The following is a 25,724-nucleotide window of genomic DNA, read 5'->3' as shown; positions in this document are numbered from 1 at the left end:
GCGCCGCATGCTGCGCGGTGCCGTCCAGGGCATCGAACCCGCCGACGGCACTCTCGATCACCTGCACCGCGCGGTACCCGCACGGCGCGCCAGGCGGCGGCAGGGTGTGGTGGGCGCCGCGGCCGCGGCACTGCTGATCGGCACGGCGGTCCCCGCGTTCGTCCATGTGGCGAATTCGGACGGCTCGGTCACCGCCGGCTCCGCCATCGCCGGCCACGGCCAGCAGGCCCAGGGCGGCAGCGGCGAGGATGCCGGCACCGAAGCTGAGGGAGGGGAGACGGCGGGCCCCGAGAGCAGCCGGAGCGAGGGCGCCGAGGACGAGACCGGAAACACTGCGGTTCCGTCTCTGGGATCGGTCCCGGGTGCCGAGAGCAGCGGGGCCGAGGGCCGAGAGGTCCCCCCGGGCTCCGAGGCAGCTGCCATCAAGGCCTGCGACCCCGACCAGCTCGGGGTCGCCTCCGCCGACGCGGGCGCGGCCGACGCGGACGGCACGGTGTACGGGACCTTCAGGATCGCCAATGTGTCCGGTGATGCCTGCTCGGTGACCAGCAACGGCACGGTCGGCTTCCAGGCGGCGGGCGCCGCCGACCCGCTGAAGATCACGGTGGTGCAGCACACCGCGGGCGATCCGGCGGGCGGGCTGCCCGATCCGTCGCTGGAGCCGGGAGCCGTCTTCCTGAAGCCAACGATGACGTACGAGGTGCGCTTCGCGTGGGTACCGTCGGACACCTGTCCGACCACCGCTGGCTCGCCCACCCCGACGCCCACGGAAGGTGACGCAGGGGGCGGCGAGGGCGCGGAGACGGACGCGGGGACGACGGCCACGGACACCGCAGCGCAGTTCGGCAGCGCGGACGACAGCTCTGCGGACGGCAGCATCGCGGTCACACACACCCCGGAGGCGGGTGCGCCGACCGCTGAGACCACGATCGCCAACGCGTGCGCCGGCACGATCTACCGCACAGGCGTACTCGACGCCTCGTAATCGGATCCGGTCCCGCTCCCGGTCCCTGGGGCTGGGGTCCGGGCCGGCACCCGGACGCGCATAGGGACGGGGCCCGCCGGAATCCCCGGGTCCGGGCCGGCACCCGCCCGTTTCTGCCTGTTCCTGGCGCGGGACTCCGTCAGTCGGCGTCAGCGGCGAGCCCGAGCTGCACGTCGCGCGCGGCTTCCGCCTCGCGGCGCACCAGCCGGAACCACATGAAGAGCACGAAGCCGCCGAAGACGAACCACTCGCCGGTGTAGCCGAGGTTCTGGAAGGCCTTCAGATCGAGCCCGCTGCCCTGCGCCGCCGCTGCGGGCACGGGCTGCAGACCTCGGCCCGCGTCACCTGCCTCCGGCCGGGTCAGGGTCACCCAGGCGTCGTACACGTCGTACGGGACGAGGTTCACGAGGGATGCCGCGCTGATCATGCCGAGCTGACCCTCGGGGAGCCCGCCGCTGAGTTCGACGCCGGTGGTGCCGCTGTTCTCCGAGGCCTGCAGATCACCGGTCACGGTGACCTTGCCGGCCGGCGCCGCAGGCACCTCGGTGCTGCCCGGGGCACCCGCCAGCCAGCCCCGTACGACGGGCAACGCCTTGCCGCTGTCGGTGCGCAGCAGATCCAGCACGTAGAAGCCGTCACGGTCGTCCAGCTTGCGGCCGGGGACCAGGAACTGGTCGGCGTACGTCCCGGTCGCCACGGCCGGGCGGCCGGAGGTCTCCGTGGTGACGGGGAGCAGGTCGTCGAGCGGCTTCGGGGACCGGGTACCCGGATCGGGGCGCTCGTCGGCTTCCTTGTGCGTCTGCACGCGGTCCTCGAAACGGCCGAGCTGCCAGGTGCCCATGAACACGCAGAACGGGATGGCCAGCACGACGAAGAGGTTGATCCCCCACCACCGCGGGGTCAGCAGGAACCGGTACACCCCTCCACGGTACGGTTCCCCGCTCCGGGCCCTCGGAGCGGGGTGCACCATTTATCCGGACCTTATGCCGTCGGCCCCTCCTCCCCACGGTCTTCCTGCTGGTCCGCGGCCCGCGCCCGCCCGAGGTGGCGCAGCGTGAAGTCCAGCTCAAGCCGCACCTGCTTGATCCGTTCCTCCACGACGAGCGAGCCGTGCCCCGCGTCGTAGCGGTACACCTCGTGCACCGCGCCACGAGCCGCGAGGCGGTCCACGTAGTTCTCCACCTGACGGATCGGGCAACGCGGATCGTTGACGCCGGCCGAGATGTAGACCGGGGCGCGCACCGCGTCCACGTAGGTCAGCGGGGACGAGGCCTCGAAACGCTCGGGCACCTCCTCCGGGGTACCGCCCAGCAGCGTGCGGTCCATCGCCTTGAGGGCTTCCATCTCGTCGTGGTAGGCGGTGACGTAGTCGGCGACCGGGACCGCCGCCAGCCCGAGGGCCCAGGCGTCCGGTTGCGTACCGAGTCCGAGCAGGGTCAGATACCCGCCCCATGAGCCACCGGCCAGCACCAGCTGTTCCGGGTGCGCGAGCCCTGACTCCACCGCCCAGTCCCGGACGGCCGCGATGTCCTCCAGCTCGATCAGCCCGACCCGGTGCTTCAGCGCGTCCGTCCAGGCGCGGCCGTAACCCGTGGACCCGCGGTAGTTGACCCGGACGACGGCGAAGCCGTGGTCCACCCACGCGGCCGGCCCTGAGGCGAAGGCGTCGCTGTCGTGCCAGGTGGGCCCACCGTGTATCTCGAAGACCGTGGGGAACGGGCCGTCACCGGTGGCCGGAGTCTGCACCAGGGCATGGATACGGCCTCCGGGGCCGTCCACCCAGGCGTCCCGCACCGGCACCGAGGCCGGAGCCTTCGCACCCGGCGGGTCGAGAACGACAGAACCCGTCGTGGAGCGCACGGCGGGCGGCTGCGCTGCCGACGACCACAGATACTCCACCGTGCCGTCCGGACGGGCCGTCGCGCCCGAAACCGTCCCGGCGGGGGTCTCGACCCGGACCGGCTCCGCAGCTCCCGGTTCGTACCGCCACAGCTCACTGCGCGCCTCGAAGCTGTGCTCGATCAGCAACGCGGACCCGTCCGGATACCACTCGGCGCCCGCGTCACCGGGCAGATCGACATGCAGGTCCGTCTGCGTCCCCGCCACCGGGTCCCAGATCATCGGCTCCCATCGCCCGCGCCGCTGGTGCCCGACCAGCAGCCGGGTGTCACCGGCCACCGGGGCGAAGCCCAGGACCGACAGACCCAGCTCCTTGGTGCCGCCCTCGGTGTCGTCCAGCTCGGCGACCGTCGAACCATCGGGGCGCACCACCCGCAGCGCGGAGTGCATCGCGTCGCCGTGCTCCGTGTGTTCCAGGGCGATCAGCGTCCCGTCACGGGACAGATCACCGACCCCGGCGGACTCCCTGTGCCGGTAGATCTCGACAGGATCCGTCCCGGCGCGCACCAGGTGCACGGTCGTGCCGTCCTCATCCGTGGAGCGGCCGACCACCGCCGTGCCGTCACGGCCGATCGCGAGCCCGGCCGGGTAGGAGGCTTCCAGACCGGGTGTGGCCGGCTCGTCCGCACCGCCGTCGAAGGGCTGTCGCATCCACACGCCGAACTCGTCGCCATCGGTGTCGGCGAACCACCAGACGGCCTGGCCGTCCGGCGTCAGCACCCCGTCCGTCGTCCCGTTGGGCCGGTCCGTGACCTGGCGCTGTTTCCCGGTCGCCCGGTCCCACGCGTACAGCTCGTACGTACCGGTGGCGTTCGAGACGAAGAGCGCGCGGTCGGGGGCGTCCTCGGCCCAGTCGGGCAGGGACACCCGGGCGGCGCGGAAACGCTGCTCCCACTGCGGCGGCTCCTGCTCCCGCTCCGGTACGGACGCGTCGTTCTGTGTGTCGCTCATGACCCCATCCAACCCGATGCGGCCACGCACCGGGCAGGCCTGTGGATAACTGCTCACACGCATTCCCGGCCTGTGGGTAACTTTCCCGGCCGGTAGGGGGTGAGGACGCCCTGCGCGACTTCGAGACCCTCGCGGAGGCCGGTGACGTGACGGGCCGGGCCCCGATGCGCCTGCAGTGCCACCCGTCGGCCTCGGCACCCTCCGGTGGGCCCGCCACGGAGCTGCTCAGGCCGCGTGGGCTCACCTCTGCCCCGAGCCCGCGCCGGGACGGCCAAAGACCCCGCCGGGTCGCTGGGGCCGGCGCCGGAGCGGGCTGTGTCCGTCGCATCCGGTGTGGACGACGCCGCCCAGGCCGGGCCGGGCTCCGCGCACACCGTCGTCCACACCGAGAGCCGCGTATGCCGTCGTCCACACCAGGATCCGCGTACGCCGTCGTCCAGACCGGGATCCGCGTACACCGTCGTCCACACCGGGATCCGTGCACGCCGTCGTCCACACCGGATTCGGCACGCCGGACTGGCTGCCGGACGCGCGTCGACTTCGATGCAGACGTCACCGTCCACAGCCGCAGCGACGAACGGCGTGCGGTCGGTCACCACTGCTTCCCGGCGGACCGTCCGCGCATCCCGATGATGTATTCGGCCAAGGCGACGCGACCGGTCAGCGGCTGGCTCGGCGGCTCCCCGCCCGATTGTCAGTGGTGGGCGTCACACTCGGGACATGACTGAGATGCCCGGAAGTGCAGGCGCGGCGTGGGGCACGGCCGAGGTGTGCGCTGCTGTGGAGAGGTACTGGGCCGCGGCCGAGGCCCGTGACTGGGACGCGTTCACCGCCATCCTCGCCGACGACGTGGTGTACGACCTGCCGCAGAGTCGTGAGCGCATCCTCGGCAAGGAGCGTCACGTGCGGTTCAACCGGGAGGGTCCAGGGGGCCGGCATGCCCGGATCGAGCGGATCGTTGCTGACGGGGAGGGGCGACGGGCGGCTGTCCGGACCCTGGTCACCATCGGGCCGGACGAGATACCCGCCGTCCACTTCTTCACATGCGACGCGGACGGCAGGATCACCGGGGTGACGGGCTTCTGGCCCGAGCCCTACGCCCCTTCGGCGGGCCGGGAGCACCTGACCGGGCGTCACTGAGGCCGGGTGTCCCCGTGTGGGGGCCCGCCCGCCGCGCACAGCACCTCCGGCAGGGGCCGGTGGTGGTGCCACGCGCGCCCGGACGGGCTCGCTCCACGCGTGTTACGCAGCGGAGTTGAAAGCAGGCAGATAACCGTTCGACTGCCCGACGGCCTTCGGGTGGTACGAGTTGGTGATCGGGATCGAGACGCTGTGGATCCACGCGTCACCCGAGCAGAGCTCGTGCCCGGTGAATTCGTCCACCACGCTGGAATAGGTGAACCCCGCGTCCGCAGCCCGCTTGGCCAGTACCCCGTTCAGCACGTCCGAGGCGTTGTTGATGGCTCCCCGCTCGGTCTCCGTGAGACCGGCGATGCAGGTGCCCGACAGCTTGTAGAAGCGCGGATACCCCAGGACCACGACATGCGCCTGCGGAGCCCGCGAACGGATGCCCGTGTAGAGGGAGTCGAGCCGGCCGGGCAGTGAGCTCTGCACCTGGGAGACCGCGGTGTTCACCCGGTTCACACAGTTGGCCTCGCTCTGCAGGACGCACGTCTGCATGACGTCTGCGAACCCGACGTCGTTGCCGCCGGCCGTGACGCTGACGAGCGTGGTCGACGCGTTCAGTGCGCCCAGCTGGCCGCTGGACACGGAGGCCGTCGTCGCACCGGAGCAGGCGACGAACGCGAACGTGGACGGCGCGTTCGCGTTCTTCCAGAGATAGGGGTAGGCGTTGGTGCTGCGTTTGCAGTCACCGCTCTCCGCGGTGTAGCTCCCGGCGCCGACACCGGAGGAGTAGGAGTCCCCGAGAGCGACGTAGTTGTCGCCGGCGGCGGATGCTGGTTGTGCGATGCCGAGCGCGGCCACGGCGGTGATCGCGAGGGTGAAGACGGACGCCCGGAAGGTTCGTACTGACATGACTGCCAGCCCTTCGAAATGTGGGGGACGAGTGGGGAGTTCGTGGGGCGAGCACGTTTGTAGCAGCTCCCGGTACTCGGCGGTAATGGCCTCGCGAAAAGTCGTCTGATATGCCCGAAGGATCGTTCGGTAAACGATGCTCTGCGCGTGGACAAACCCTCAACGGGCTTTCGAAACGGTGAAGTTATGGGCCCTACCCATAACCCTCGTGACTCCTCCGAGTCACCTCGGGGCGTAGGGCCTGCTGTCCGAACAGCGGTCGCAGCCGGCCGTCTTCATGTTCCGCATACGACTGCGGCCGCCAGGGACCCTGGCGGCCGCAGTGCGCGGGGACGGGCAGCGGCTACAGCGTGCGCTCCAAGCGGTCCGCCATCAGCCTGCTGAAGCGCGAGGGGTCACTCAGCTCTCCGCCGTCGGAGAGGAGTGCCAGCCCGTGGACGAGCTCGGCCGTCTCGGCCAGTTCGGCGCCGGCTCCCTCCCCCTCACTCTGCTCGGTGTACGCCTTCTTCAGCCCGCTGATCAGCGCATGCGAGGGATTGAGTTCGAGGATGCGCTTGATGTGCGGCACCTCCTGGCCCATGGCGCGGTACATGTTCTCCAGGGCCGGGGTGACATCGTGCGTGTCCGAGACGATGCAGGCGGGCGAGACGGTGAGCCGCGAGGAGAGGCGCACCTCCTTCACGGTGTCACCGAGCTGCTCCGTCATCCAGGTCAGCAGGCCGGCGTAGTCCTGCTGCTGCTTTTCACGCTCGGCCTCGACCTCCTTCTTCTCCTCGTCGGTGTCCAGGTCGACCTCGCCCTTGGAGATGGACTGGAGCGGCTTGCCCTCGAACTCGGGAACGGACTGGACCCAGACCTCGTCGACGGGGTCGGTCAGCAGGAGGACCTCGAAGCCCTTGGCGCGGAAGGCCTCCATGTGGGGCGAGCTCTCCATGGCCGCGCGCGACTCGCCCGTCATGTAGTAGATCTGCTCCTGGCCCTCCTTCATCCGCTCCACGTACGAGCGCAGGGTGGTCAGGCCCTCCTCGTCCTGGGTCGAGGCGAACGAGGAGATCTCCAGGATCGCGTCGCGGTTCTCGAAGTCCTGGAAGAGCCCCTCCTTGAGGACCCGGCCGAATTCCTTCCAGAACGTGTCGTACTTCTCGGGAGTGCTGGACCTCATGTCCTTCACCGTCGAGAGCACCTTCTTGACCAGGCGACGCCGCATCATCTCGATCTGGCGGTCCTGCTGAAGGATCTCGCGTGAGACGTTGAGCGACAGATCCTGTGCGTCGACCACGCCCTTCACGAAGCGCAGATACGTCGGCATGAGCGCTTCGCAGTCATCCATGATGAACACGCGCTTCACATAGAGCTGGACTCCACGCTTGTGATCCTGCATGAACAGGTCCTGCGGGGCGTGGGACGGCAGGAAGAGCAGGGCCTGGTATTCGAAGGTGCCTTCCGCCTGCATGCGGATCGTTTCGAGCGGGTCGGTCCAGTCGTGACTGATGTGCTTGTACAGCTCGCTGTACTCCTCATCGGTCACGGAGTCCTTCGACCGGGCCCACAGGGCCTTCATCGAGTTGACCGTTTCCACCTCGGGCTCGGCTCCCTCCTCGCCTCCCGCAGCCGCCATGCGGATGGGCCAGGTGATGAAGTCCGAGTAGCGCTTGACGATTTCCCTGATCTTCCAGGGTGAGGTGTAGTCGAAGAGCTTGTCCTCGGCGTCCTCGGGCTTGAGGCGCAGTGTGACCGAGGTGCCCTGCGGCGCGTCGTCGACGGACTCGACGGTGTAGGTCCCCTCACCGCTGGACTGCCAGCGCGTGCCTGTGTCCTCACCCGCGCGCCGGGTCAGCAGGGTGACCTCGTCGGCGACCATGAAGCTCGAATAGAATCCGACGCCGAACTGTCCGATGAGTTCTTCGGAAGCGGTGGCGTCCTTGGCTTCCTTCAGCTCCTGGAGGAATTTTGCCGTACCGGAATTGGCGATCGTTCCGATCAGCTGTACGACCTCGTCGTGCGACATTCCGATGCCGTTGTCGCGCACGGTCAGTGTGCGCTTCTCCTGGTCGGCCTCGATGGCGATGTGGAGGTCGGACGTGTCGGCCTGGAGCTTATCGTCGCGGAGAGTTTCCAGTCGCAGTTTGTCCAGTGCGTCCGAAGAATTGGAAATGAGCTCGCGCAGGAATACGTCCTTGTTCGAGTAAATCGAATGGATCATCATCTGCAGGAGCTGGCGCGCTTCTACCTGAAACTCGAACGTCTCGGCCGGCATGGGTGCGGGTTCCCTTTCCTGGGGTAAGTCATCTGAGCCGCTGCATATCGTAACCAGGCGCCGTACCGTGCATGTGTCGGTTCGGCCAAGGGCGTTGCCCGCCCGGTCGCCTCCCGCGGGTGGCGGCCGCGCGCACCCGCTGTGGGGTGCGCGACCTCGCCGCCGGGCAGAGCGGGCGCACCGGCGGGACCGGGTGTTCCGGCCGGGCCCGGTGTGCCGGTGGCCTGCCCGCCCTCGTCCGGGCGCGGGCGCGGCACCGGAGGGGCCGGTCTCAGCGCGCCACCCCGTACCGGGTGAGGAGGTCGTGCCAGCCCTCCTCCAGCCGGCCGGCGGGCATACCGCGTTCACATGTCAGGTGGTGCACCAGAGGGGCGTCGACCGATCCGAGCAGGGTGTGTGCGAGCAGTTCCGGCTCGCCCTGCGCATGTGCCTGACGGAGCAGCAGGGCGACATGGCTGAGCCTCAGGCGCTGCGCGGGGACGGTGTAGGTCCGCAGCGGGTCGGTGCGGGAGGCCAGGATCAGCTCGTGGTGATCGCGTTCATGGTGCATCAGGGCGGGGCCGAAGGCGTGCAGCCGCTCGGCTGCGGGGGCGCCCGGGCCCATGGGTGGCGGTCCGGAGAGGAAGGCGGCCTGCAGCAGGGCCTCGCGGTGGTCGAGGAGCGCGATGAGCAGGCCGGTGCGGTCCTTGAAGCGCCGGAAGACCGTGCCCTTGCCGACTCCGGCAGCAGCGGCCACCGATTCCATGGTGAGGTTCGTCGCCCCGCAGCGGGCCAGGAGGCGGGAGGCCGCGTCCAGCAGGAGCGCTCGGTTGCGCGCCGCGTCCGCTCGCAGCAGCTCCGGACCGCCGACGGCGGCGAGCGTGAGACTCGTCCGAGCCTCGCCGGGGTCGGGCGGCCTGGGCGGCGGGGGGAGGGGAGCGGTCATGGCTCCAGAATAGCCCTGGACGGCCGTAAGTGGACCACGGTCCGTTTAGGTGGTACAACTTTAAACGGACCGTGGTCCACTTACCTCAGTCTCCGTCTCCCGGGAGCTTCCCCATGTCAGTTCGCATCCTCGCCCTCGTCGGCAGCCTCCGTGCCGGCTCCCACAACCGTCAGCTCGCCGAGGCCGCCGTCAAGCACGCGCCCGAGGGCGTTGAGGTCGAGCTGTACGAGGGCCTCGTCGACGTTCCCTTCTACAACGAGGACATCGACGTCGAGGGCGGTGTTCCGGCTGCCGCGGCCAAGCTGCGCGAGGCAGCCGGCCGGTCCGACGGGTTCCTGCTGTTCTCGCCCGAGTACAACGGCACCATGCCGGCCGTCCTGAAGAACGCCATCGACTGGCTGTCCCGTCCGTACGGCGCCGGCGCCCTGACCGCCAAGCCGGTCGCCGTGGTCGGCACCGCCTTCGGCCAGTTCGGTGGCGTATGGGCCCAGGACGAGGCCCGCAAGGCGGCGGGTCTCGCGGGCGGAGCGGTCCTGGCCGACGTCAAGCTCTCCATCCCCGGCTCCGTGACCCGCTTCGCCGAGCTCCACCCGGCCGACGACGCCGAGGTCGTCACCTCCCTGACCGAGGTGCTCCGCCAGGTCGCCCAGGGCGCCGCGGCGGCAGCCTGATCCGTCGCCGACGGCGCGCCGAGGAGGCCGATCAGCTTCCCCGTGCCACCCGGTACGGCTTCGTGGGCCCGGCCCGGTCCCTCTCGCAGGAGAGGGGCCGGGCCGTCCCGCGTCCACGGACGGGTACGGGATCACGCCGACGCGCCTGTACGCCGGACCGTCCGCAGCACCGGGGCGCGTACGGTGCCCGATGCCCGGAACCGCTCGGCAGCCCTGGACCGACGAGGCCCCTGACGGCCGGTGTCCTCCAGGGATCACGGAATCCCCCACCGCCCGGACCCGCCCCGTCGAGCTGGATCGGGCGTCCAAGGATCAGCCACCCAAGGATCAGACACCCAAGGGGAACAGCAGGGCGCGGTGATCGACCTGGTCCGCCGTGAGGCCGCCACCGCGCCGGAAGGCGACGGCGGGCCGGCGATCGCGGCCGATGCACCGTTCACCGAACTGGGTCCCGGCTCCTCGACGACGGTCGAGCTGCGCAACCGGCTCGCGGCGGTCACCGGTGGGCGGCGGTTCGCCGCCGACCCGGGTGACGCGGCCGACGAGGAACTGTTCGCTCTGACGGGCGAACTCGGCTGATCCCTTCCGGCGAGGGGGCCGCACCGGCATTCGAAGGAGCCCGGAGGGGTGCCCTGGCGCACACGGCACTCAGTTCGTCGTGCCGCCGAGATCGACCGTGAACATGGTCCTCCCGTTCTGGACCCCGCGGACCCGGAGGGAGAGCCTGTCCGGGGCCGGCGTGGCGAGAGCCTCGGCCTCGATCCAGCAGGGCTGGTCGAACTCGACATAGTGCGCATAACGGGTGGAGACCGAATCGAGAGCGAAGGGGACCGGTGCAACGAACGCCTGCGCTGCTTGCTGCGCCGCCTCCAGCAGTACAAGCCCTGGAACGTGGTCGACCGGGTGATCGAAGAGAAGGGTGTTGGCCACGTCGTTCCGAAGCAGCCAGCGGTCAGGTTCCTCACTGGGTGACAGAACCACGTCGACGGTGTCGGGCCGGCCCACGAATTCCGGGGCGACGGAGGCGGGCACCGGCCAGCCGGCCCAGTCGACACTGGTGTACTCGCCGCGTACACGCGGGTAGGCCGTCGGGGATATCCAGCCGAATTCGGAATCGACCCGGGTCACCGTGACGTCCCCGTGCAGGATGTGAAGACGCATGCGCAATGCGTTGGGAGCCCTGCCGCCGCGCCTCGGTTTCGATACTTCGAGCTCGACGCGCAGGTCCGAGGTCTGGCCCCCAGGTACCCGGAACCCCGGCGAGAGGGTGAAGTCCAGCGTCTTCAGGACCGTCTGGTGATCCAGCGGGACGTGGTACTCGGCATGGGCTATGACCAGGCCGCTCTGCCGGATGGTCTGGGCGAGGACGCGCGGATCGTAGGCCAGGTCCCCCCGCGTGGCAGGCCACCTGATGTCCAGCGTGAACTCATCCGCCCCGCTGCGCTCCCAGCCGATGACGAATATCGACTCGTCACGCTTGAGATGTGTGTAAGCAGCGAGAGGAGACGGACTCGCAAGGGGCGGGCTGAGCTGCTGATGGTTCGAAAGGCGTGCTGCAACGGCCATTTCGGACAAGACCCCCCCGATCCTGATGGTGAAAGATGCGCTGTCAAGTTACCGGCTGTCCGGTCGCGTGGGGGCATGGGGGCATGGGGAAATGTGAGTTCAAGCACCGGTAAAGGGAGCTTCTCGGGGCCGCCGAACGCTGCTTGCGCGGAGCCCGCTCCCGCCGGTTGTCTGCGGGTGCGTCAGCACGGCGTCAGGGCAACCCGTATCGAACAACTGCATCGACGCCTGGAAGGCATCCGGGGGCAGCCGTTGTGACGGGCCTGCGCTGGGCTTCTCGGTGCTCCTGCGGTCGCAGCGTCCGGGACCGAGAGCCGTTGCCGCTCCCATGATGACGGGAGCCGCAGGGTGTCTTTCTCCTGGTCACGCCGATAACGTCCTGTTCCTGGCCCTCACCGGCCGTTGTGCCGGGCCATGTTGAAGGTGAGACTGGAGAGGTCCCGGCCTTGGAGTACGGTGCCGTGCCGGGTTCCTCCGCTGCCGCTGCCGTGTACTTCACTGCCCGAGCCGGTCCGGGCTTGCTGCCCCGACTCCCCGAGCGGCGCGCGGAACTCCCCGCCCAGGGCCGCCCGTACGCCCAGAGCCGTTGCCGGTTTCCGGGCGCGCAGCGGATCGGCAGGATTGCTCTCCAGGTCCGCACCCTCCAGCTCGCCCGAGCCGACCGCGGACGACCCGTCCTGTTCCGTGTCCTGTCCCGCACCGCGCCGGATCCGATACCTGTAGAACCTTGCCGTTGTGCGGCCCAACTGCCAAGACCCACCGCGGACCTGATGAAACGATCAGTTGCAGTCCCCTGCGAGGTCATCCGGTGGTCACCGCCGAATTCGCCGGCGATGTCCCACGCGGGACGCTGCCCGGCCGAATCCCGCCATCCACCCTCGAAGCGCGGGCGGATGGCGGGTTCGGTCAACCAGTGGGCTCAGATTGAGCAGCCACCGACCTCGACGCCGGTCACCGCGTTGTCGTAGAGGAAAAGAAGTTCCTGCTTCTCACCCGGCGGTATGCTGAATTTGTAGCCCCTGAAGTCGTCATCGGTGTGGATACAGGCTTGACCACCGCTGCGGTTCCACACCGAGCTGGCCCGATCGTTCCACGCCCAGCCGATGTTGGGGATGTCCACCGGATCGAGCTGCAGGACGTCCCCGGTGTTGTCGTGGCCGTCAAAGAGGCAGATTTTACCTTCTGAACAGCGGGTCACAGCCCCGTCTTTGGGGTCAGCTGACGCGGCTCCCGGAGCCGCCAGTACGGCGGTGGAAGCGAGAACTGCTCCTACTACCGCGGTTTTGACTGCCAGTTTCATGAATGTCCTTTCCCGTTGTTGCCCGTGGGAGCACGGGCATGGTCACCGCGTCCATCTGTCGTTTCTTGAGGGCATCCAGTCGTAAGACGGCTCCCACGCGCATGTGGTTCACAGAGATGGCTTGGACACAATCCCCGGAAGAGGTGGGACCGTGGCGCTCTCGCGGCTTACCGGTCGTTTCAGGATGACGTTCGAAGCCGTCGTCGGCAGATGACACGGCAAGCGAGGTGGAGGCCGGTACGTGTCTCGTGGCGGGTCCGTAGCCGTGTGAACGGGTGGAGCCAGGCCAAAGTGCGCCCGACGACCCAGCAGGTCTTGCCCGGGCCGAATCCGCTGCTGCGGCACGACTGGCCGAACGCTTGGGCGGCCTGCCGATCGCCATCCGTATCCGTGGCGCGGTTGGCGCCACACTGCCGTCCGACGATCAGCGCGCCGGTCCGGTCGACGAGCTGTCGGACGAACAGAGCCGCCTCAGCCGTATCGCCGCGTCCTCAGTCCATGAGGAGCACCACGTGCCCGCAGCCCTTGGGATCGTCTACCGGGACCTCCCTGAACCTGCCGCATGCAGGTACCGGGCCACAAATCGCTCAGGGGCCTGATCCACTGAGTGGATCAGGCCCCTGACCTGGTATTTCAGCTGTCGGGGTGGCGGGATTTGAACCCACGACCTCTTCGTCCCGAATGAGGACCGAGCAAGATCGGTACCTGCAGATCTCGTAAACGTGCAGATCAGGAGATTGGGCTGAGGTGGTGCCGAGGGGTCTTGGGCGGAATCCGGGCGAAGATCATCTCCCAGAATTCTCCCAGCGGCCGGTCCAGGGCTGAGGGTTCGCCTCTGAGTCCGAGCGGCGAGCGGCATTGCGGAAGCAAGTTTGCCGGGCAGGTCTCGCTGCCACCATGGAAGACAAGGGGTCTCCCGTGTACCTGAGCACGCATTTGTCGAACAGGGCGTCGAGGGCTTCTGATCGCCGGGGCTCACCCAGGCCGGCGGGCCGGCCGCGTCGTCCCCAGATCGACGTCGATGCGGACGACTCGGGTGGTCGACGGGCGGTCGGCGAGCGGCGTCGCCTCGACCGTGGCCCGACCACCGTGGACTTTCAGGGTCGTGTCTACGGCGTCCGCGAGCCGCCGCCGGTCGTGCCGGAGCGATTCACCGCCACACCACCCCACCCCACCCCACAACCAACGACCACTCACAGGTCCGCCGGGCGTCAGGCGTCGCGGTGGCGCAAAACTACGTAGCCGCCGAGCACAGCGGCGGCGGTCCAAGCGAACAGGATGGCGAGCGCCGTGCCGGAGGTGTAGTCGGGGCCGAAGCGGTCGTCGTCGGGTGGTCGGGCGATGCGCATCAGTTGCAGGCCGGCCTGGTCGGGCAGGTACTGCAGGACGGGTTTGAGGGTGGGGACGTTGCCGAGTCCCTGCGAACCGAGGAACAGCAGCGGCAGCAGGAGGCTCAACGCGACAGCCGAACTGCGAACGATGGCCGTGACCCCCATGGACAGGGCGCAGATCAGAGTCAGGTAGGTGATGGCGCCGGCGAGTGCCGTCGGAATCCCGTCCGACGTGAGTGTGGTGCCGTATGGGCCCAGGATCGCCTGTGCTCCGGCGAAGGCGACGATGACGGTGACGGTTGAGCCGGCGAGGGCGGCTAGCGTGCCGGCGAGTAGTTTGCCGCCGTAGAGCAGCCCGCGTCGGGGCACGGCGGTCAGCGATGCCCGCATCGACCCGGACGAGTACTCGGAGCCGACGAGTAGGACGCCGAACGCGATGAGGGCGAGTTGACCGATGGTCACGCTGTACAAGCCGGCTGCCAGTGGGCTGAAGTTGACGACGTGCTCGATGTCGCCACGCCAGTTGAACGCGACGAGTGTGCCGATGCCGGTGCTGATCACGAAGGTCAGCAGCAGTGCGAGACGGGTCGACCGCACGGTCCACACCTTGATCCATTCGGCGGCCAGTACCGCGCGAGGCGAATTTCCGGTCATCGGTGTTCTCCCGCCGGCTCAGCCCGGTATTCGACTGCGTCGGCCGTCAGTCGTATGAATGCCTCTTCCAGGGACACGCCCTTGCGCGTCACCTCGTGCACCGTCACTGCGTGTGCTGCGACCAGTTCGCCGAACCGTTCTGCCGTGGTGGCCACTTCGAGGCTGCCGTCCGCGTGGTCGGTGGCCGTGATCCCTGCACCGACCAGCACTGCGCGCAACCGTTGCGGTTCGGGTGTGCGTACCCGCACTCCGGCGTTCGTGTGCCGGTCGATGAACGCGGTCATGCCGGTGTCGGCGAGTAGCCGGCCGCGGCCGATGACCACGAGGTGGTCCACGGTGAGCGCCGCCTCGCTCATCAGGTGGCTGGACACGAGGACGGTGCGCCCCAGGAGCGCCAGCTCTCGCATGAGTCCGCGGATCCACAGGATGCCCTCCGGGTCGAGCCCGTTGATCGGCTCGTCCAGGATCAGGACGGCGGGGTCGCCGAGCAGTGCTGCTGCGACCCCCAGTCGCTGACTCATGCCCAGCGAAAGCCTCCCGGCCCGACGGTGCGCGGCGCTCTCCAGGCCGGTCAGCTCGATCACCTCGCGCACGCGGCGTGACGGGATCCGGTTGCTGCGGGCCAGACAGCGCAGGTGGTCGAGCGCGGTGCGGCCAGGGTGCACGGCCTTGGCGTCGAGTAGCGCGCCCACCGTGCGCAGCGGGTCGCGCAGCTGCCGGTAGTGGGCGCCGTGGATGCGTACCTCGCCGCCCGTCGGGCGGTCCAGGCCCAGCATCATGCGCATCGTGGTGGACTTCCCGGCTCCGTTGGGGCCCAGGAATCCGGTTACCCGGCCGGGCTCTACTCGAAAGGTCAGCCCCTCCACGACGGTGGCTTTCCCGTAGCGCTTGGTCAGGTCGGTGACGTCGATCATGGAGGTGATGGTCGGGCACAACAGGGTGCGGCCGCGTCCGGCTCGGGGTGGACTGCCCTTCTTCCACCCCTGGGTGGAGTACGGCCGCCGGCTGCCGGCGGCACCCCACTGTGGGTGGAGCGGCGGTGTCGGCCGCAGGATGGAGGTGCCGCGGTGTATCCCCTCGGTATGGTCGAGCGGTGCAAGCAGGTACGGCTGTGGACGACGACCCTCCCCTCTTGGCTCGGCGGCTGAGCCGGCGCCAACGCACAACCATGGACTGCGTGCTCGTGCTCGGCTATGCGGCCGCGCTGTTGTTGACCGGGCCGGCGGGGGGCTCGTCGGCCGCACCGCCGTCCTCGACGCCGGTGCCGTGGGAGCGGCTCGTGCTCGTCGCCGCGGCCACGGTGCCTGTCGCCGTACGGTGGATCTGGCCGGTGCCCGTCTTCGTGGTCGTGCTGGCAGTCACGGCCGTGGCGGTCGCGCAGGACCAGGCGTGGGACCCATTCCTGTCGGGGGCGTTCGCCCTTTACAGCGTCGCCGTCATGGCGAGGCCGCGCCGTTGGTGGCGGCGATGGCTGCCCGGCCTGGCGATCGCCGTGTTGTCGGTCGCCGGCGTGGTCGCGGCCGCGCGGGCCGGCGGAACGGCCCGGTGGCACAACGGCCCGGGTTTGCTGCTGCTCGGCTTTGTCGCGTTGCTCGGCGCCTGGGAGCTGGGACGCGCCGCGCGGCAAAGACGTGCCTTCGCCGTGCGGGCGGCCGAGCAGCTCGCGCAGCGCGCCGTCACCGAGGAACGCCTGCGAATCGCCCGCGAGTTGCACGACGTCGTCACCCACAGCATGGGCCTGATCGCGGTCAAGGCCGGCGTCGCCAACCACGTGCTCCACGTCCGGCCGCAGGAGGCGTACGACGCACTGCAGGTCATCGAGCGCACGAGCCGCACCGCGCTGAACGACATGCGCCGGATGCTCGGCGTGCTCCGCGCGTCCGAAGGTGAACGGCAGGTCGCGGCCCTTGGCCCGGCGCCCGGAACCGATGCTCTCGCCGAGCTGGTCCGGCAGGCCGGCGCGCGGTTGGCCATGCGCGGTGTCGAAAACCTTCCAGACGCCATCGCGCTGGCCGTCTATCGGATCGTGCAGGAGGCGCTGACCAACGTCGCCAAGCACACCGCCCCCGCGACCCGTTGCCGAGTGGTGGTCGACGCGAACGGCCGCGAGGTCCGGCTCGATATCGTCGACGACGGCGCTGGCCGGGCGAGTCCCGCGATGACACCGGGCGGACACGGCATCGTGGGCATGCGTGAACGCGTCGCCGTCCATGGCGGGACCCTTACCGCCGGACCGTGTCCGACGGGCGGCTTCGCGGTCCGGGCGATACTGCCGTACGAGGAGAACGCTTGACCAGGCTGGGCGATCTACCCGACAACGCGATACGCGTGCTGATCGCCGACGACCAGGCGCTGTTGCGTGGCAGCCTGCGGGTGCTCGTCGACACCGAGCCCGGCTTGACGACCACGTCGGAGGCTGCCACCGGGGCCGAGGCCGTGCGGCTTGTCCGGCGGGATCCCCCGGATGTGGTCCTGATGGACGTGCGCATGCCAGAGATGGACGGCATCGAGGCGACCCGGCTGATCTGCGACTCCCCCGAGACCGCGAACGTCAAGGTGCTGATCCTGACGATGTTCGACCTGGACGAGTACGTCTACGCCGCCTTGCGAGCCGGCGCCAGTGGCTTCCTGCTCAAGGACACGCCACCAGGCGAGCTGCTCGCGGCGATCCGGCTCCTCGCCGCCGGCGATGCGCTTTTGGCGCCGGCGGTGACGCGGCGCCTGATCGCGGAGTTCGCCCGTCGCCCGGAGCCCTCGCGACTGCTGAGCCCCACCCTGGACGGCGTCACCGCGCGCGAACGCGAGGTCCTCACCCTCATCGCCCGCGGCCTGTCCAACACCGAAATCGCCGGACGGCTCTTTCTCGGCGTTGCCACTGTCAAGACCCACGTCAACCACCTGCTCGGCAAGCTCGCCGCGCGCGATCGCGCCCAGCTGGTGATTGCCGCGTACGAGAGCGGCCTGGTGACGGCGGCAGCCCCGCCGTTCGGTGGCTGAGAGTCGCCGTCGGGCGGACGGCTGACCACCACGAATGCAGGTAACAACCACATGAGAAGGAGGCAGCGAATGACGCGGCTGAATCGGGGATCGGGACGGTTGTACAGCGTGATGCTCACGCTGGCGGCAGTGGTCCTGCTCCTGGACCAACTCACCAAGTTCTGGGCGGTTTCCGCGCTGTCCACCGGCGAGAGCGTCACCGCGATCCCGACTCTGATCCATTTCCGGCTGTTGTACAACGCCGGCGCCGCGTTCTCCATCGGCTCCGGCGCGACATGGGTGTTCGCCCTGGCGACGGCGGGCGCAGTGGTCGGCATCCTCTATGCCGCGCGCCGACTGACCTCTTGTCGGTGGGCGCTTGTGCTGGGCACGCTACTCGGCGGCGCGATGTCCCACTTGGGCGACAGGCTCTTCCGCGCGCCCGGTTTCGCCCGCGGGCATGTCGTGGACTTCATCGACTACGGTCCTTTCGTGGGGAACGTCGCCGACATTGCACTCGTCTGCGGATGCGCTGCGCTGGTGCTGCTCTGCCTACGTGGTGTGCCGCTCGCCAAGACACCAGGCGAAGAGTCCTCCACTGGCGTGTCTACGGCAACGTCTGACTCGGCATAGCCTGACGACTGAACCTCTGCGCCGTCTCGGAAGGCAGCACGCGAACCGATGTCCGTTTCGCGCTTGCCGGGGCTTCTGCCCACGGCTGCCACTTGGCGCTACCGCTGCCACCCGCGCCTGACACAGCACCAATGAGAGCCCGACGCCATAAAGGGTGATTTCGGTCGCCCACTTCGACAGTACGGGCCCGTGCTCACCTCAGGAGGGCGAGGTCGGTCAAGCAAGCTGGCTGAGTCCAGCAGCAGTGAGGTCCTGCTCGCGCAGCGGGGTGAAGTCGACGTCGAGTTTCGGGTCGTACGCGTCGGGCTGAGTTGATCAGGAAGCGCCCGGCGGCCCTGAGGCAGATGAGGGCCGGCTGTCTATTCCCTGCGCCCGGCGACGAACTGCGTGGCGACGGTGAACACGGCAAGGATTATCGCGGAGATCGCCAGCATGACGCCGGTGGGGGCGAGCAGTTCCGCCGCGTCGGGGGTGGTGGCCATCAGGGTGAACAGGCGGTTGACCGGAGGCATGCCCTTGGCGAAGAGAGCTCCCATCACCAGCGCGAGGGCGGCGATCAGCGCGTAGCCCTGCCGTTTGAAGACCAGCCGTGAACACAGCACGCCGATGGCGATGCCGACGAGGGCGCAGGTGAGCTGCGCCTCCAGGCCCAGCAGGAGATCGGTCGTGGTCACCACGTAGTCGCCCATCCACAGCGGGAAGAACAACCCGAAGGCCATCAGGACGAGACAGCTCAGCAGGGCCGTGCTGATCGCCGCGAGCAGCACCGTGAGCGACCGGCCGCCCGCAGTGACGACGACGATCGCCCGCTGCGGCGGGTCGTCCAGGCTCATCAGCGCGATCGTCAGCCAGGTCGAGCAGATGAACAGGGAGCCGGCGGAGGAGGCGTAGGCCGGAGGCAGCGGGCCGCTGCCGTTGACGGTCAGCACGCCCATCAGGCCCATGAACAGGAGCAGCGGGGCGAGGTAGCGCTGCGTGTGCAGCACGGTGGCGAAGGTGTAGCGGATGAGCGCGATCACCGCATGTCTCCGTTCGTCGCGGAGTTCGGCGTCCGGTGGTGGTCCGTGGTGGTCCCGGTGACGGTCTCGACGGACCAGCCGTGCTGGAGCGCGGTGAACAGCAGGGCGTCGGTGGACTCGCGTCCCACGCGCAGCCTGACGCCAGTGGCGTCCCGGCGCACCGCGGTGACGCCGTCCAGTTGCTTCCAGGCGAGGTCCTGCGGTACGCGGCCGTCGCGGCCCGCGGCCAGGACGACGTCGGACACCGGCCGCTGCTCGGTGGCCTGCGGCTCGGGTCCCTCCAGGCACACGCGGCCCCTGCTGACCGTGTAGGTCCGGGTGGCGCGGGCCCGGGTGACCGACTCGCGGTGGTCGGTGAACACGACGGTGCTGCCGGAGGACGCGACCTCGGTCATGATCTCGGCGAGCACGCCGTGGGCGTCGGCGTCCAGCCCGGACCACGGCTCGTCCAGGACGAGCAGTCCGGGTTCCACCAGGAGGGCCTGGGCCAGCGCGACCTTCTGCGCGTTGCCCTTTGACAGGCTCCGTAGGGGGGCGTGCTTGCCGCCCACCAGGGCGAGTCGGTCCAGCAGCTGGCCGGCCCGCGCCGAGGCGGCCGAGGTGGTCAGACCGCGGACGCGGCCCATGTGCGTCAGGTACGCCGCGGCCGACATGCGTTCGTTGGGGGAGAAGCGGTCCGGGACGTACCCGACGACGGGCGGCCGGGCGGCCACTGTGCCGCGGGTCGGCCGGGACAAGCCCACCGCGATCCGCAGCAGTGTCGACTTCCCTGATCCGTTCCCGCCGGCGAATGCCACGATCTCGCCGGCCGGGGCCTCCACGTCCACGTCTCTCAGAATCCAATCGCCACGGCCATAGCGCTTGCTCACTGATTGAAGACGTAACAACTGATCTCCCTCGTCCGGTATGACACCCCCAGATGCTCGCAGATTCCGGGGCCCGTCCGCTCCGCATCCAGGATGCCGACTGCGCTCTGGGAGACAGGCTTTGATACCCCGTTATAACGGGGACTAGTGGTAGCCCTGACCGGGCTGCCTCGGTCATTCCGGCCACGAGGCAACCCCGCAGGGAGGCGCGATGATTCAGATCACTCTCGGCAAGCAAAAGGACGTCAACCCGAACAGTGATCCCCTCCAGCGCTCGCAGATCGGTTGGAGCGACGGGCCGCGTCCACAGTCCCGTCGTTCTCATCGAGTACGACGCGCAGGCGCCCCTCGCCTACGGCAACAAGTCCAGTGGCGGAGGCATGGGCGGCGGAACCCCGACCCAGCAGCACATCCACACCATCATCCGCACCCCAACGGCAACGAGTACGGCATCGACCTTCTCAAGGTCCACCTGGATAGCGGCCACTGAGCTTCTTCAGCGCTGCCGCTCCAGCGTGAGGAGGGCCTTGGCGATCGACGCCACGCGGTTGGATCTGCATCGGACCATGCGGGAGCGTTCGAAGGTTCCCATGGCAGTTCCCTCTCATCTGCCTCGTCCGGGGGCCGTGAGGGAAGTCCAGGTGGTCAGCGGATGCGGGCGCGTCCGAACAGCAGCCGGTCGGCGGCGAGCGCGTCGTCCAAGTAGGTGTCGAGGCGGGCGGCGTCAGCGGTCTGTGGCAGTGGGTCCAGTCCGAGCAGGAGGATGGCCTCGCTGTTGCGGGCGACCAGTTCGGTCCAGGGCCGGCGGGTGGGCAGCCGCAGCTTGCGGGCGGTGCCGGGAAAGCTCATCAGCACTTGCCCGCCGACAACCTGCAGGCATCGGGCGAGCTCGCGAACGGGCGCCCGGGAGCTGGCCAGGCCGCCGAGGCTGTCGGAGAGCCGACGCATCCGGGCCTCGACCGCCTCGGCAGCGTCTGGGCCCGTGAAGGCCGGGTTGTGGGTGATCAGGATGTGCGCGACCTCGCGGCCGTCCGGACTGGTGCCCGGCCAGGTCCAGGAAGCGAGCGAGACCAACAGCCGCAGTTCCGGACCGGACGGGGTGAGGATGACGGTCATGACGTCGTCCCTCCCTCAGCTTTGAAACAGGACCAGACGACTTTCCCGACCGGGGTGCGGTCCAGAACGCCCCAGTCGGCGGCGAGCACGCTCACCAGCGTCAGGCCGCGTCCGGACAGGTCCGTGTCGGCGGCCTGGCGGACCTCGGGGAGCCGGCGGCGGCTGTCGTGCACTTCCAGCCGTACTTCTCCCTCGTCGGCATCCAGCTTGACCAGGAAGCCGTGGTCGGCGACGGTGCCGTGGACCAGGGCGTTCGTGGCGAGCTCGGAGACGCAGAGCCGGATGTCCTCGGCGCGGTCGTGCAGGCCCCATCCGGCCAGGGCATCCGTAACGAACTTCCGGGCCTGGCTAATCGATTCGGGCCGGGCCGTGAAGAACCGCCGGGTCGTCTCGGTCATCGCCGTCCTCATGACTCGGCGTCCAGAACGCGGGTGTTCCCTGCGCTGCGTCGGCGAACGGAACCGTGGTGGGAGACGGGCAGGTGTGCGGTGCGGGGGCGGCGGACCAGCATCAATCGGGAGCCGGCCGTCTCGATCCGGTGTCTGCGCTGGGCGGCTATGGCCTTCGGCCCCAGGTGCGACATGGCCGGGGCGATCACGCCATAGACGTCCGGCAGGGCCAGTACGTCCAGCAGCCCGGTGAACGCCGCCGAGTCGGGCCCAGAACTCACGTCGCGGTCGGTGAAGACGCCGGAAAGTTGCAACTCGTGGCTGCGGCAGTACTCGGCGAGCGACGCGGCCAACGCCGCATGCCGGGCCGCGGGCACCTTCACCAGCCGCAGGAGGCCGTAGACGACCGGACCGTTGACCTGGCGATGCTCCGTGAGGGGTTCCATGCTGAGGACCGTCCAGAACGCTCGACAACTGATGACCCCTTCAGCGTGGCTGTCCGCCAACCCCGGGCCAATCACCGCCCGTTCTACTTCCGTTCCACTTCCGTCCCGCCGACTGCGCGGAGCGTGCTTCGATGGCTGGCGGAAGGGAGCGACGTGTGGCGACCGTGCACCAGTGGACCGGCCTGGAGGCCAAGGCCCTGCGTCTCGCCCTGCGACTGAGCGTGCGTGCCTTCGCCCAGCAGCTCGGCCTGGCCGTCGCGACGGTCTCCAAGTGGGAGTCCAAACTCGCCGGCACCGAGCCCAGACCCGACACCCAGGCCATCCTCGACACCGCGCTCGGCCGCTCGGACGCCGCCGTCCATTTGCGCTTCGAGACGCTCCTGTCCGAGATGACCAGCCCCTTGACCTCCGCTCGGCGACGTATTGCCCCCTCCGGGCCCCGGGCCTGGGAGTACGAGTCGTGGGCTGACGACCTCGACCGGGTCGTGGTCGCCCTGTCCCGGCAGAACTTCACCTTCGCCGACAGCCTCCTTGCGCGGTGGCTGGGCCGGTTCAAGGCCCCCGAGCTGGACGAGAAGGGCCTGTATCTGTTCGCCCGTTCGACCGCTCTGCTCGGCGACCTCAAGCGCGACCAGGGCGTCGTCCTGGGCCCGCTGTCGGCCCAGTACTCCTACGCAGGCGCCCGATCCGTCTTCACCCAGCTCGACATCCCCCGCCGGGTCGCCCAGCTCGACCTGTCCCTCGCGGTGGTCACCGAGATGTCCGGGGAGCTGGAGAGCGCCGCCCGCAACTACGAAACCCTCGCCGTCGACGACCGGCTATCGCGGCGTGACCGGGCCCGCGCGAGGCTGTGGGTGGGTACCGCGCTGAGCAAGGACGGCAACCACGAATATGCGAGCCGCGTCATGCAGGCCGCGACCCGCGACTTCGAAGACCTCCAGGAACCCGACGACTGGTCGGTGGCCCACCAAAAGCTTGCCCTCGCCGCCCGCGGCGCCGGCGACCTCACCCAGGCCCTACATTTCATCGACATCGCCCGCCGCTGCGGGACCACCGAATCACCGATGCAACGCGTGCGACTGGACACCGCTCATGGCCACATCCTGCTCTCCGACACGGCGACCCGGGATGATGGACACCTCGTCCTCGGCCAGGCCGCCAAGGTGGCCGCGCAGTACGGACTCGTGCACCAACTGCGCAGTATCGAGGGCATCAAGGCCATGAGCGAGGGGCCGACCGGCCCCCGGCAACGGTGACCAGGGAGAAGCGCGTGAGCGACAACCAGCAGAGCATCACCGAGGACCAGTGGCGCCAGGCCAAGCTGATCTGGGACTACCATCAGATGCAGCACGAGCTGCGGCCCGTCAATGTGGCGATCGGGCTGGGCAGCCACGACCTCGGTGTCGCTGCCCACTCCGCCGAGCTGTATCAGGCCGGGCTCTTTCCGACCCTGGTGTTCACCGGCGGCAACAGCCCGACCACCGCCCAGGTCTTCCCGCGCGGCGAGGCCGTCCACTTCCGCGAGCACGCCATCGACCTCGGCGTCCCCGCCGAGGCGATCCTGCTGGAACCGAACGCCGGTAACACGGGACAGAACATCACCTTCTCCCGGGAGGTCCTCGCCGGCGCCGGCATCACCCCGACGACGGTGCTGCTGGTCTCCAAGCCCTACATGGAACGGCGGTCGTTCGCGACCGCCCGCAAGCTGTGGCCCGACGTTGAGATCCTCTGCGCGTCGGAGCCGCTGGAGTTCGACGATTACGTGAAGTCCATCGGCGACGAGAAGCTCGTCCTGGACATGCTCGTCGGTGACCTCCAGCGGGTGATCGAGTATCCGAAGCTCGGTTTCGCCATCGAGCAGGAGGTCCCGGAGGACGTGCATGCCGCGTACGAGTTTCTCATCCACGACGGCTTCACCAGCCGCCTCATCACCTCGTGATCTGCCCCAGCCGGGCGGGCTGTGTGCCGTTCATCAGCCGAATTTCCTGCCCCGGCTGACCACGCTGGCCAAGCTGTTCGCGGCGGACTACTGGATCGTCCTGGACGACGCGCAGTTCACCCGCCGCGACTACCAGCATCGAGCCCGCCTCGCCGACCTCGGCGACCCGGCCCGCCACCAGTGGCTCACTCTCCCCACTCACCTGCCCCAGGGACGTTCGACCCTCATCAGGGACGCGGTGATCGCCGAGCCGGAGCGGACCCGCCGCCGGACCGCGGGGATGCTCCGGCAGCACTATGGCGCCAGCCCGCACTGGCCCGCCCTCGCCCAGGCTCTGGACCCGGTGCTGGATGCCTTCACCACCGGCCGGACCGCTGCCGCCGCCGAGACCTCCACCCGCGTACTGCTGGACCTGCTCGGCTGGAAGGGCAAGATCCTCACCAGCAGCCGACTGCCCTCCCGGCCGGGCCGGTCCCAGCGGCTCGCGGACCTCGCAGCCGCAACCGGAGCCCGCTCGTATCTGTGCGGGACCGGCGGCATGGGATATCTCGACCAGACCCCCTTCGCTGTCCAGGGCATCGACGTGACACCGTTCCGGCCCCCGACCTGCAATATCTGGCCCTCCGGCCGCCGCATCAGTGCCCTGTGGGCCCTTGCCGCGCTCGGGCCGGACGCCATGGCTGCCCGCCTCCGGGCGCTCGCCGCCGACCATGCCGTCCTGCAGCCCGCAGCTTGACCACGATGTCTCCTCGACCACGAAACACCCAGCCGACTTGGATCTGAGCCATACATGGGTTTCGTCCGGAGCTAGGGGGTGCGGCGCAAATACTCCGGATGATCCCGGCATCGGAAACCGGTGACCGTCGGCCATGTTCCGCTCGCTCTTTGGTCAGCGCCGGTGCGACGGTGACCGCGGTAGAGGTGGAGCGACGGCCGCTGGAATGACTGGAGCGCCGTGCGCTTGTGCCGCGCTACGGGCGTTGGCTGCCTGGGCCCGGGGGCTTGGGGCGTGACGCTCGCCGAGGCGGCGGACACGCCAGGTCAGGGCACGGGCGGGGCTGTGGGCGTCATCCAACGGGCGTTGGCCGAGTGCCTGGTCAAGAACGGTGGCCGCATTGTGCCCGACGGCTTCCGCTTCGGCAAGCACGGTGGTGAGCGCGTCCCAGGCGGGGTCGTTCAGGATGCGCTCGGCGTGATCGGGGGCCGCCTGCTGGACGTGGCGGGCGAAGCGCTGCTGCATCTGGGGGCTGGGGGCGCGTTGTGCGAGGCTCGCCAGGACCGGCTCGGCGATCTGTCCGTACGCGATCTGCAGGTGGACGAGGGCCTGCTCGGCTCCTGCCTCTTGCTGGGCGTGCTGGCGCGTGCGATGCCAGTGCATCGCGAACACCACCGCCGTGAGCACGGTGTCCACAAGCATGGTGAACGTGGCCCCGTCGCGGCTTGCGGGCCTCTCGCGCAAGATCGCTTGGACGCTGCGACGCAGGACGCGGGTGCTGTTCAGGTCGGCGGCGATGCGGGAGCGGGTGGCGCGCTCGAAAGCGAGGGCAGCCTTGCCGAGTTCAGCCCTCACCGCGGCAGGCGCGGTGATCGCCAGGATGTCCAGTGTTGTGCCGAGCGCGACCAGGGGACTGCTGCACGGATAGGTGACAGTGGGGTTATGCAGCCAGGGCTGCGGGTGGGGTCATGATGGTCTCGTACTCGACGGGGGTCAACCGGGCCAGGCGTTTCTGGCGTCGGCGTCGGTGGTAGGTGCGCTCGATCCAG

Annotated in this window: 24 protein-coding genes and 3 pseudogenes; 11 read left to right on the top strand and 16 right to left on the bottom strand. The window is 69.3% G+C overall.

Going from position 1 to position 25,724, the window contains the following annotated elements; translation table 11 throughout:
* Positions 1 to 985, top strand: a pseudogene (locus tag VN520_RS22580) (hypothetical protein); the annotation flags it as partial.
* Between the two features lie 139 nt (positions 986 to 1,124).
* Here VN520_RS22580 and VN520_RS22575 read toward each other — a convergent pair.
* Together VN520_RS22575 and VN520_RS22570 are read right to left on the bottom strand one after the other, a co-directional pair.
* A complete protein-coding gene (locus tag VN520_RS22575) occupies positions 1,125 to 1,904 on the bottom strand; it encodes an SURF1 family protein (RefSeq protein ID WP_325748757.1) in 780 nt (259 codons plus the stop codon).
* Positions 1,905 to 1,966: 62 nt separating this feature from the next.
* Positions 1,967 to 3,835 (bottom strand): S9 family peptidase, encoded by a 1,869-nt coding sequence (locus VN520_RS22570; protein WP_325748756.1) that lies wholly within the window; start codon positions 3,833 to 3,835, stop codon positions 1,967 to 1,969.
* Positions 3,836 to 4,564: 729 nt separating this feature from the next.
* On the opposite strand from VN520_RS22570, the gene VN520_RS22565 reads away from it, so the two are divergent.
* Positions 4,565 to 4,975, top strand: coding sequence for a nuclear transport factor 2 family protein (locus tag VN520_RS22565; protein ID WP_325748758.1), 411 nt, complete (start codon positions 4,565 to 4,567; stop codon positions 4,973 to 4,975).
* Positions 4,976 to 5,077: 102 nt separating this feature from the next.
* On the opposite strand, the gene VN520_RS22560 is transcribed toward VN520_RS22565, so the two are convergent.
* From VN520_RS22560 to VN520_RS22550, 3 genes are all read right to left on the bottom strand, one after another.
* Entirely contained in the window at positions 5,078 to 5,872 is a 795-nt protein-coding gene (locus tag VN520_RS22560) for an SGNH/GDSL hydrolase family protein (protein ID WP_325748755.1), read from the bottom strand.
* Positions 5,873 to 6,215: 343 nt separating this feature from the next.
* A complete protein-coding gene (gene htpG / locus VN520_RS22555) occupies positions 6,216 to 8,129 on the bottom strand; it encodes a molecular chaperone HtpG (protein ID WP_325748754.1) in 1,914 nt (637 codons plus the stop codon).
* A 271-nt stretch (positions 8,130 to 8,400) separates the two neighbouring features.
* On the bottom strand, positions 8,401 to 9,054 hold the full coding sequence (locus VN520_RS22550) for a helix-turn-helix domain-containing protein (RefSeq protein ID WP_325748753.1): 654 nt from the start codon (positions 9,052 to 9,054) through the stop codon (positions 8,401 to 8,403).
* A gap of 113 nt (positions 9,055 to 9,167) precedes the next feature.
* Here VN520_RS22550 and VN520_RS22545 point away from each other — a divergent pair, with 113 nt between their 5' ends.
* Positions 9,168 to 9,725 carry an NAD(P)H-dependent oxidoreductase gene (locus VN520_RS22545; RefSeq protein WP_325748752.1) on the top strand — a complete coding sequence of 186 codons (558 nt, stop codon included), beginning with the start codon at positions 9,168 to 9,170 and terminating at the stop codon, positions 9,723 to 9,725.
* A 357-nt stretch (positions 9,726 to 10,082) separates the two neighbouring features.
* Positions 10,083 to 10,304, top strand: coding sequence for an acyl carrier protein (locus VN520_RS22540; protein ID WP_325748751.1), 222 nt, complete (start codon positions 10,083 to 10,085; stop codon positions 10,302 to 10,304).
* A gap of 69 nt (positions 10,305 to 10,373) precedes the next feature.
* On the opposite strand, the gene VN520_RS22535 is transcribed toward VN520_RS22540, so the two are convergent.
* The 5 genes from VN520_RS22535 to VN520_RS22510 form a co-directional block, all read right to left on the bottom strand.
* The gene (locus VN520_RS22535) at positions 10,374 to 11,291 is read right to left on the bottom strand and encodes a ScbA/BarX family gamma-butyrolactone biosynthesis protein (RefSeq protein WP_325748750.1); all 918 of its coding nucleotides are present in this window, start codon (positions 11,289 to 11,291) and stop codon (positions 10,374 to 10,376) included.
* Between the two features lie 392 nt (positions 11,292 to 11,683).
* Positions 11,684 to 12,037, bottom strand: coding sequence for a hypothetical protein (locus VN520_RS22530; protein WP_325748749.1), 354 nt, complete (start codon positions 12,035 to 12,037; stop codon positions 11,684 to 11,686).
* Between the two features lie 173 nt (positions 12,038 to 12,210).
* The gene (locus VN520_RS22525) at positions 12,211 to 12,591 is read right to left on the bottom strand and encodes a peptidase inhibitor family I36 protein (RefSeq protein WP_325748748.1); all 381 of its coding nucleotides are present in this window, start codon (positions 12,589 to 12,591) and stop codon (positions 12,211 to 12,213) included.
* 1,211 nt (positions 12,592 to 13,802) lie between these two features.
* Complete coding sequence (locus tag VN520_RS22515) at positions 13,803 to 14,576, bottom strand: ABC transporter permease subunit (protein WP_325748747.1); 774 nt, start codon at positions 14,574 to 14,576, stop codon at positions 13,803 to 13,805.
* Positions 14,573 to 15,490, bottom strand: coding sequence for an ABC transporter ATP-binding protein (locus VN520_RS22510; RefSeq protein WP_325748746.1), 918 nt, complete (start codon positions 15,488 to 15,490; stop codon positions 14,573 to 14,575). The genes VN520_RS22515 and VN520_RS22510 overlap by 4 nt, the downstream gene beginning before the upstream one ends.
* 179 nt (positions 15,491 to 15,669) lie before the next feature.
* Here VN520_RS22510 and VN520_RS22505 point away from each other — a divergent pair, with 179 nt between their 5' ends.
* The 3 genes from VN520_RS22505 to VN520_RS22495 all read left to right on the top strand — a co-directional run bounded on the left by VN520_RS22505 (position 15,670) and on the right by VN520_RS22495 (position 18,185).
* Positions 15,670 to 16,869: a sensor histidine kinase gene (locus VN520_RS22505; RefSeq protein WP_422664562.1), complete on the top strand. Its 1,200-nt coding sequence runs from the start codon at positions 15,670 to 15,672 to the stop codon at positions 16,867 to 16,869.
* On the top strand, positions 16,866 to 17,573 hold the full coding sequence (locus VN520_RS22500; RefSeq protein ID WP_325748744.1) for a response regulator transcription factor: 708 nt from the start codon (positions 16,866 to 16,868) through the stop codon (positions 17,571 to 17,573). Before VN520_RS22505 ends, VN520_RS22500 begins: the two co-directional genes overlap by 4 nt.
* A gap of 69 nt (positions 17,574 to 17,642) precedes the next feature.
* On the top strand, positions 17,643 to 18,185 hold the full coding sequence (locus tag VN520_RS22495; protein ID WP_325748743.1) for a signal peptidase II: 543 nt from the start codon (positions 17,643 to 17,645) through the stop codon (positions 18,183 to 18,185).
* A gap of 359 nt (positions 18,186 to 18,544) precedes the next feature.
* Here the strand turns inward: VN520_RS22495 and VN520_RS22490 are convergent, their stop codons facing one another.
* Together VN520_RS22490 and VN520_RS22485 are read right to left on the bottom strand one after the other, a co-directional pair.
* Positions 18,545 to 19,204: a hypothetical protein gene (locus VN520_RS22490; protein ID WP_325748742.1), complete on the bottom strand. Its 660-nt coding sequence runs from the start codon at positions 19,202 to 19,204 to the stop codon at positions 18,545 to 18,547.
* Positions 19,201 to 20,031, bottom strand: coding sequence for an ABC transporter ATP-binding protein (locus VN520_RS22485; protein WP_325748741.1), 831 nt, complete (start codon positions 20,029 to 20,031; stop codon positions 19,201 to 19,203). The genes VN520_RS22490 and VN520_RS22485 overlap by 4 nt, the downstream gene beginning before the upstream one ends.
* A gap of 296 nt (positions 20,032 to 20,327) precedes the next feature.
* On the opposite strand from VN520_RS22485, the pseudogene VN520_RS22480 reads away from it, so the two are divergent.
* Positions 20,328 to 20,462, top strand: a pseudogene (locus VN520_RS22480) (hypothetical protein); the annotation flags it as partial.
* Between the two features lie 253 nt (positions 20,463 to 20,715).
* On the opposite strand, the gene VN520_RS22475 reads toward VN520_RS22480, so the two are convergent.
* Genes VN520_RS22475 through VN520_RS22465 form a run of 3 tightly spaced genes read right to left on the bottom strand, consistent with a single transcriptional unit; the run spans position 20,716 to position 22,021 of the window.
* Complete coding sequence (locus VN520_RS22475; RefSeq protein WP_325748740.1) at positions 20,716 to 21,186, bottom strand: hypothetical protein; 471 nt, start codon at positions 21,184 to 21,186, stop codon at positions 20,716 to 20,718.
* Positions 21,183 to 21,584, bottom strand: coding sequence for an ATP-binding protein (locus VN520_RS22470; protein WP_325748739.1), 402 nt, complete (start codon positions 21,582 to 21,584; stop codon positions 21,183 to 21,185). The genes VN520_RS22475 and VN520_RS22470 overlap by 4 nt, the downstream gene beginning before the upstream one ends.
* 8 nt (positions 21,585 to 21,592) lie before the next feature.
* Positions 21,593 to 22,021: a hypothetical protein gene (locus tag VN520_RS22465; protein WP_325748738.1), complete on the bottom strand. Its 429-nt coding sequence runs from the start codon at positions 22,019 to 22,021 to the stop codon at positions 21,593 to 21,595.
* Between the two features lie 155 nt (positions 22,022 to 22,176).
* Here VN520_RS22465 and VN520_RS22460 point away from each other — a divergent pair, with 155 nt between their 5' ends.
* The 3 genes from VN520_RS22460 to VN520_RS22450 are packed head-to-tail and all read left to right on the top strand — an operon-like array spanning position 22,177 to position 24,696.
* Complete coding sequence (locus tag VN520_RS22460; protein ID WP_325748737.1) at positions 22,177 to 23,277, top strand: hypothetical protein; 1,101 nt, start codon at positions 22,177 to 22,179, stop codon at positions 23,275 to 23,277.
* Between the two features lie 14 nt (positions 23,278 to 23,291).
* Positions 23,292 to 23,960 carry a YdcF family protein gene (locus tag VN520_RS22455; protein WP_325748736.1) on the top strand — a complete coding sequence of 223 codons (669 nt, stop codon included), beginning with the start codon at positions 23,292 to 23,294 and terminating at the stop codon, positions 23,958 to 23,960.
* A complete protein-coding gene (locus VN520_RS22450) occupies positions 23,902 to 24,696 on the top strand; it encodes a WbqC family protein (protein WP_325748735.1) in 795 nt (264 codons plus the stop codon). Before VN520_RS22455 ends, VN520_RS22450 begins: the two co-directional genes overlap by 59 nt.
* A 153-nt stretch (positions 24,697 to 24,849) precedes the next feature.
* On the opposite strand, the pseudogene VN520_RS22445 reads toward VN520_RS22450, so the two are convergent.
* Positions 24,850 to 25,584 (bottom strand): annotated as a pseudogene (locus VN520_RS22445) (mobilization protein); the annotation flags it as partial.
* Positions 25,585 to 25,724: the final 140 nt, after the last annotated feature.

The organism is Streptomyces sp., assembly GCF_035563135.1.
Classification (GTDB): Bacteria; Actinomycetota; Actinomycetes; order Streptomycetales; family Streptomycetaceae; genus Streptomyces.
This window is presented reverse-complemented; position numbering and strand designations above follow the sequence as displayed.

Excerpts from the sequence above, each read along its gene's own strand:
- VN520_RS22570 (WP_325748756.1), bottom strand. The coding sequence starts at position 3,835 with ATGAGCGACACACAGAACGACGCGTCCGTACCGGAGCGGGAGCAGGAG.
- VN520_RS22565 (WP_325748758.1), top strand. The coding sequence starts at position 4,565 with ATGCCCGGAAGTGCAGGCGCGGCGTGGGGCACGGCCGAGGTGTGCGCT.
- VN520_RS22560 (WP_325748755.1), bottom strand. The coding sequence starts at position 5,872 with ATGTCAGTACGAACCTTCCGGGCGTCCGTCTTCACCCTCGCGATCACC.
- htpG (WP_325748754.1), bottom strand. The coding sequence starts at position 8,129 with ATGCCGGCCGAGACGTTCGAGTTTCAGGTAGAAGCGCGCCAGCTCCTG.
- VN520_RS22550 (WP_325748753.1), bottom strand. The coding sequence starts at position 9,054 with ATGACCGCTCCCCTCCCCCCGCCGCCCAGGCCGCCCGACCCCGGCGAG.
- VN520_RS22545 (WP_325748752.1), top strand. The coding sequence starts at position 9,168 with ATGTCAGTTCGCATCCTCGCCCTCGTCGGCAGCCTCCGTGCCGGCTCC.
- VN520_RS22535 (WP_325748750.1), bottom strand. The coding sequence starts at position 11,291 with ATGGCCGTTGCAGCACGCCTTTCGAACCATCAGCAGCTCAGCCCGCCC.
- VN520_RS22525 (WP_325748748.1), bottom strand. The coding sequence starts at position 12,591 with ATGAAACTGGCAGTCAAAACCGCGGTAGTAGGAGCAGTTCTCGCTTCC.
- VN520_RS22515 (WP_325748747.1), bottom strand. The coding sequence starts at position 14,576 with ATGACCGGAAATTCGCCTCGCGCGGTACTGGCCGCCGAATGGATCAAG.
- VN520_RS22510 (WP_325748746.1), bottom strand. The coding sequence starts at position 15,490 with ATGATCGACGTCACCGACCTGACCAAGCGCTACGGGAAAGCCACCGTC.
- VN520_RS22495 (WP_325748743.1), top strand. The coding sequence starts at position 17,643 with ATGACGCGGCTGAATCGGGGATCGGGACGGTTGTACAGCGTGATGCTC.
- VN520_RS22475 (WP_325748740.1), bottom strand. The coding sequence starts at position 21,186 with ATGACCGTCATCCTCACCCCGTCCGGTCCGGAACTGCGGCTGTTGGTC.
- VN520_RS22470 (WP_325748739.1), bottom strand. The coding sequence starts at position 21,584 with ATGACCGAGACGACCCGGCGGTTCTTCACGGCCCGGCCCGAATCGATT.
- VN520_RS22465 (WP_325748738.1), bottom strand. The coding sequence starts at position 22,021 with ATGGAACCCCTCACGGAGCATCGCCAGGTCAACGGTCCGGTCGTCTAC.
- VN520_RS22450 (WP_325748735.1), top strand. The coding sequence starts at position 23,902 with ATGCCGCGTACGAGTTTCTCATCCACGACGGCTTCACCAGCCGCCTCA.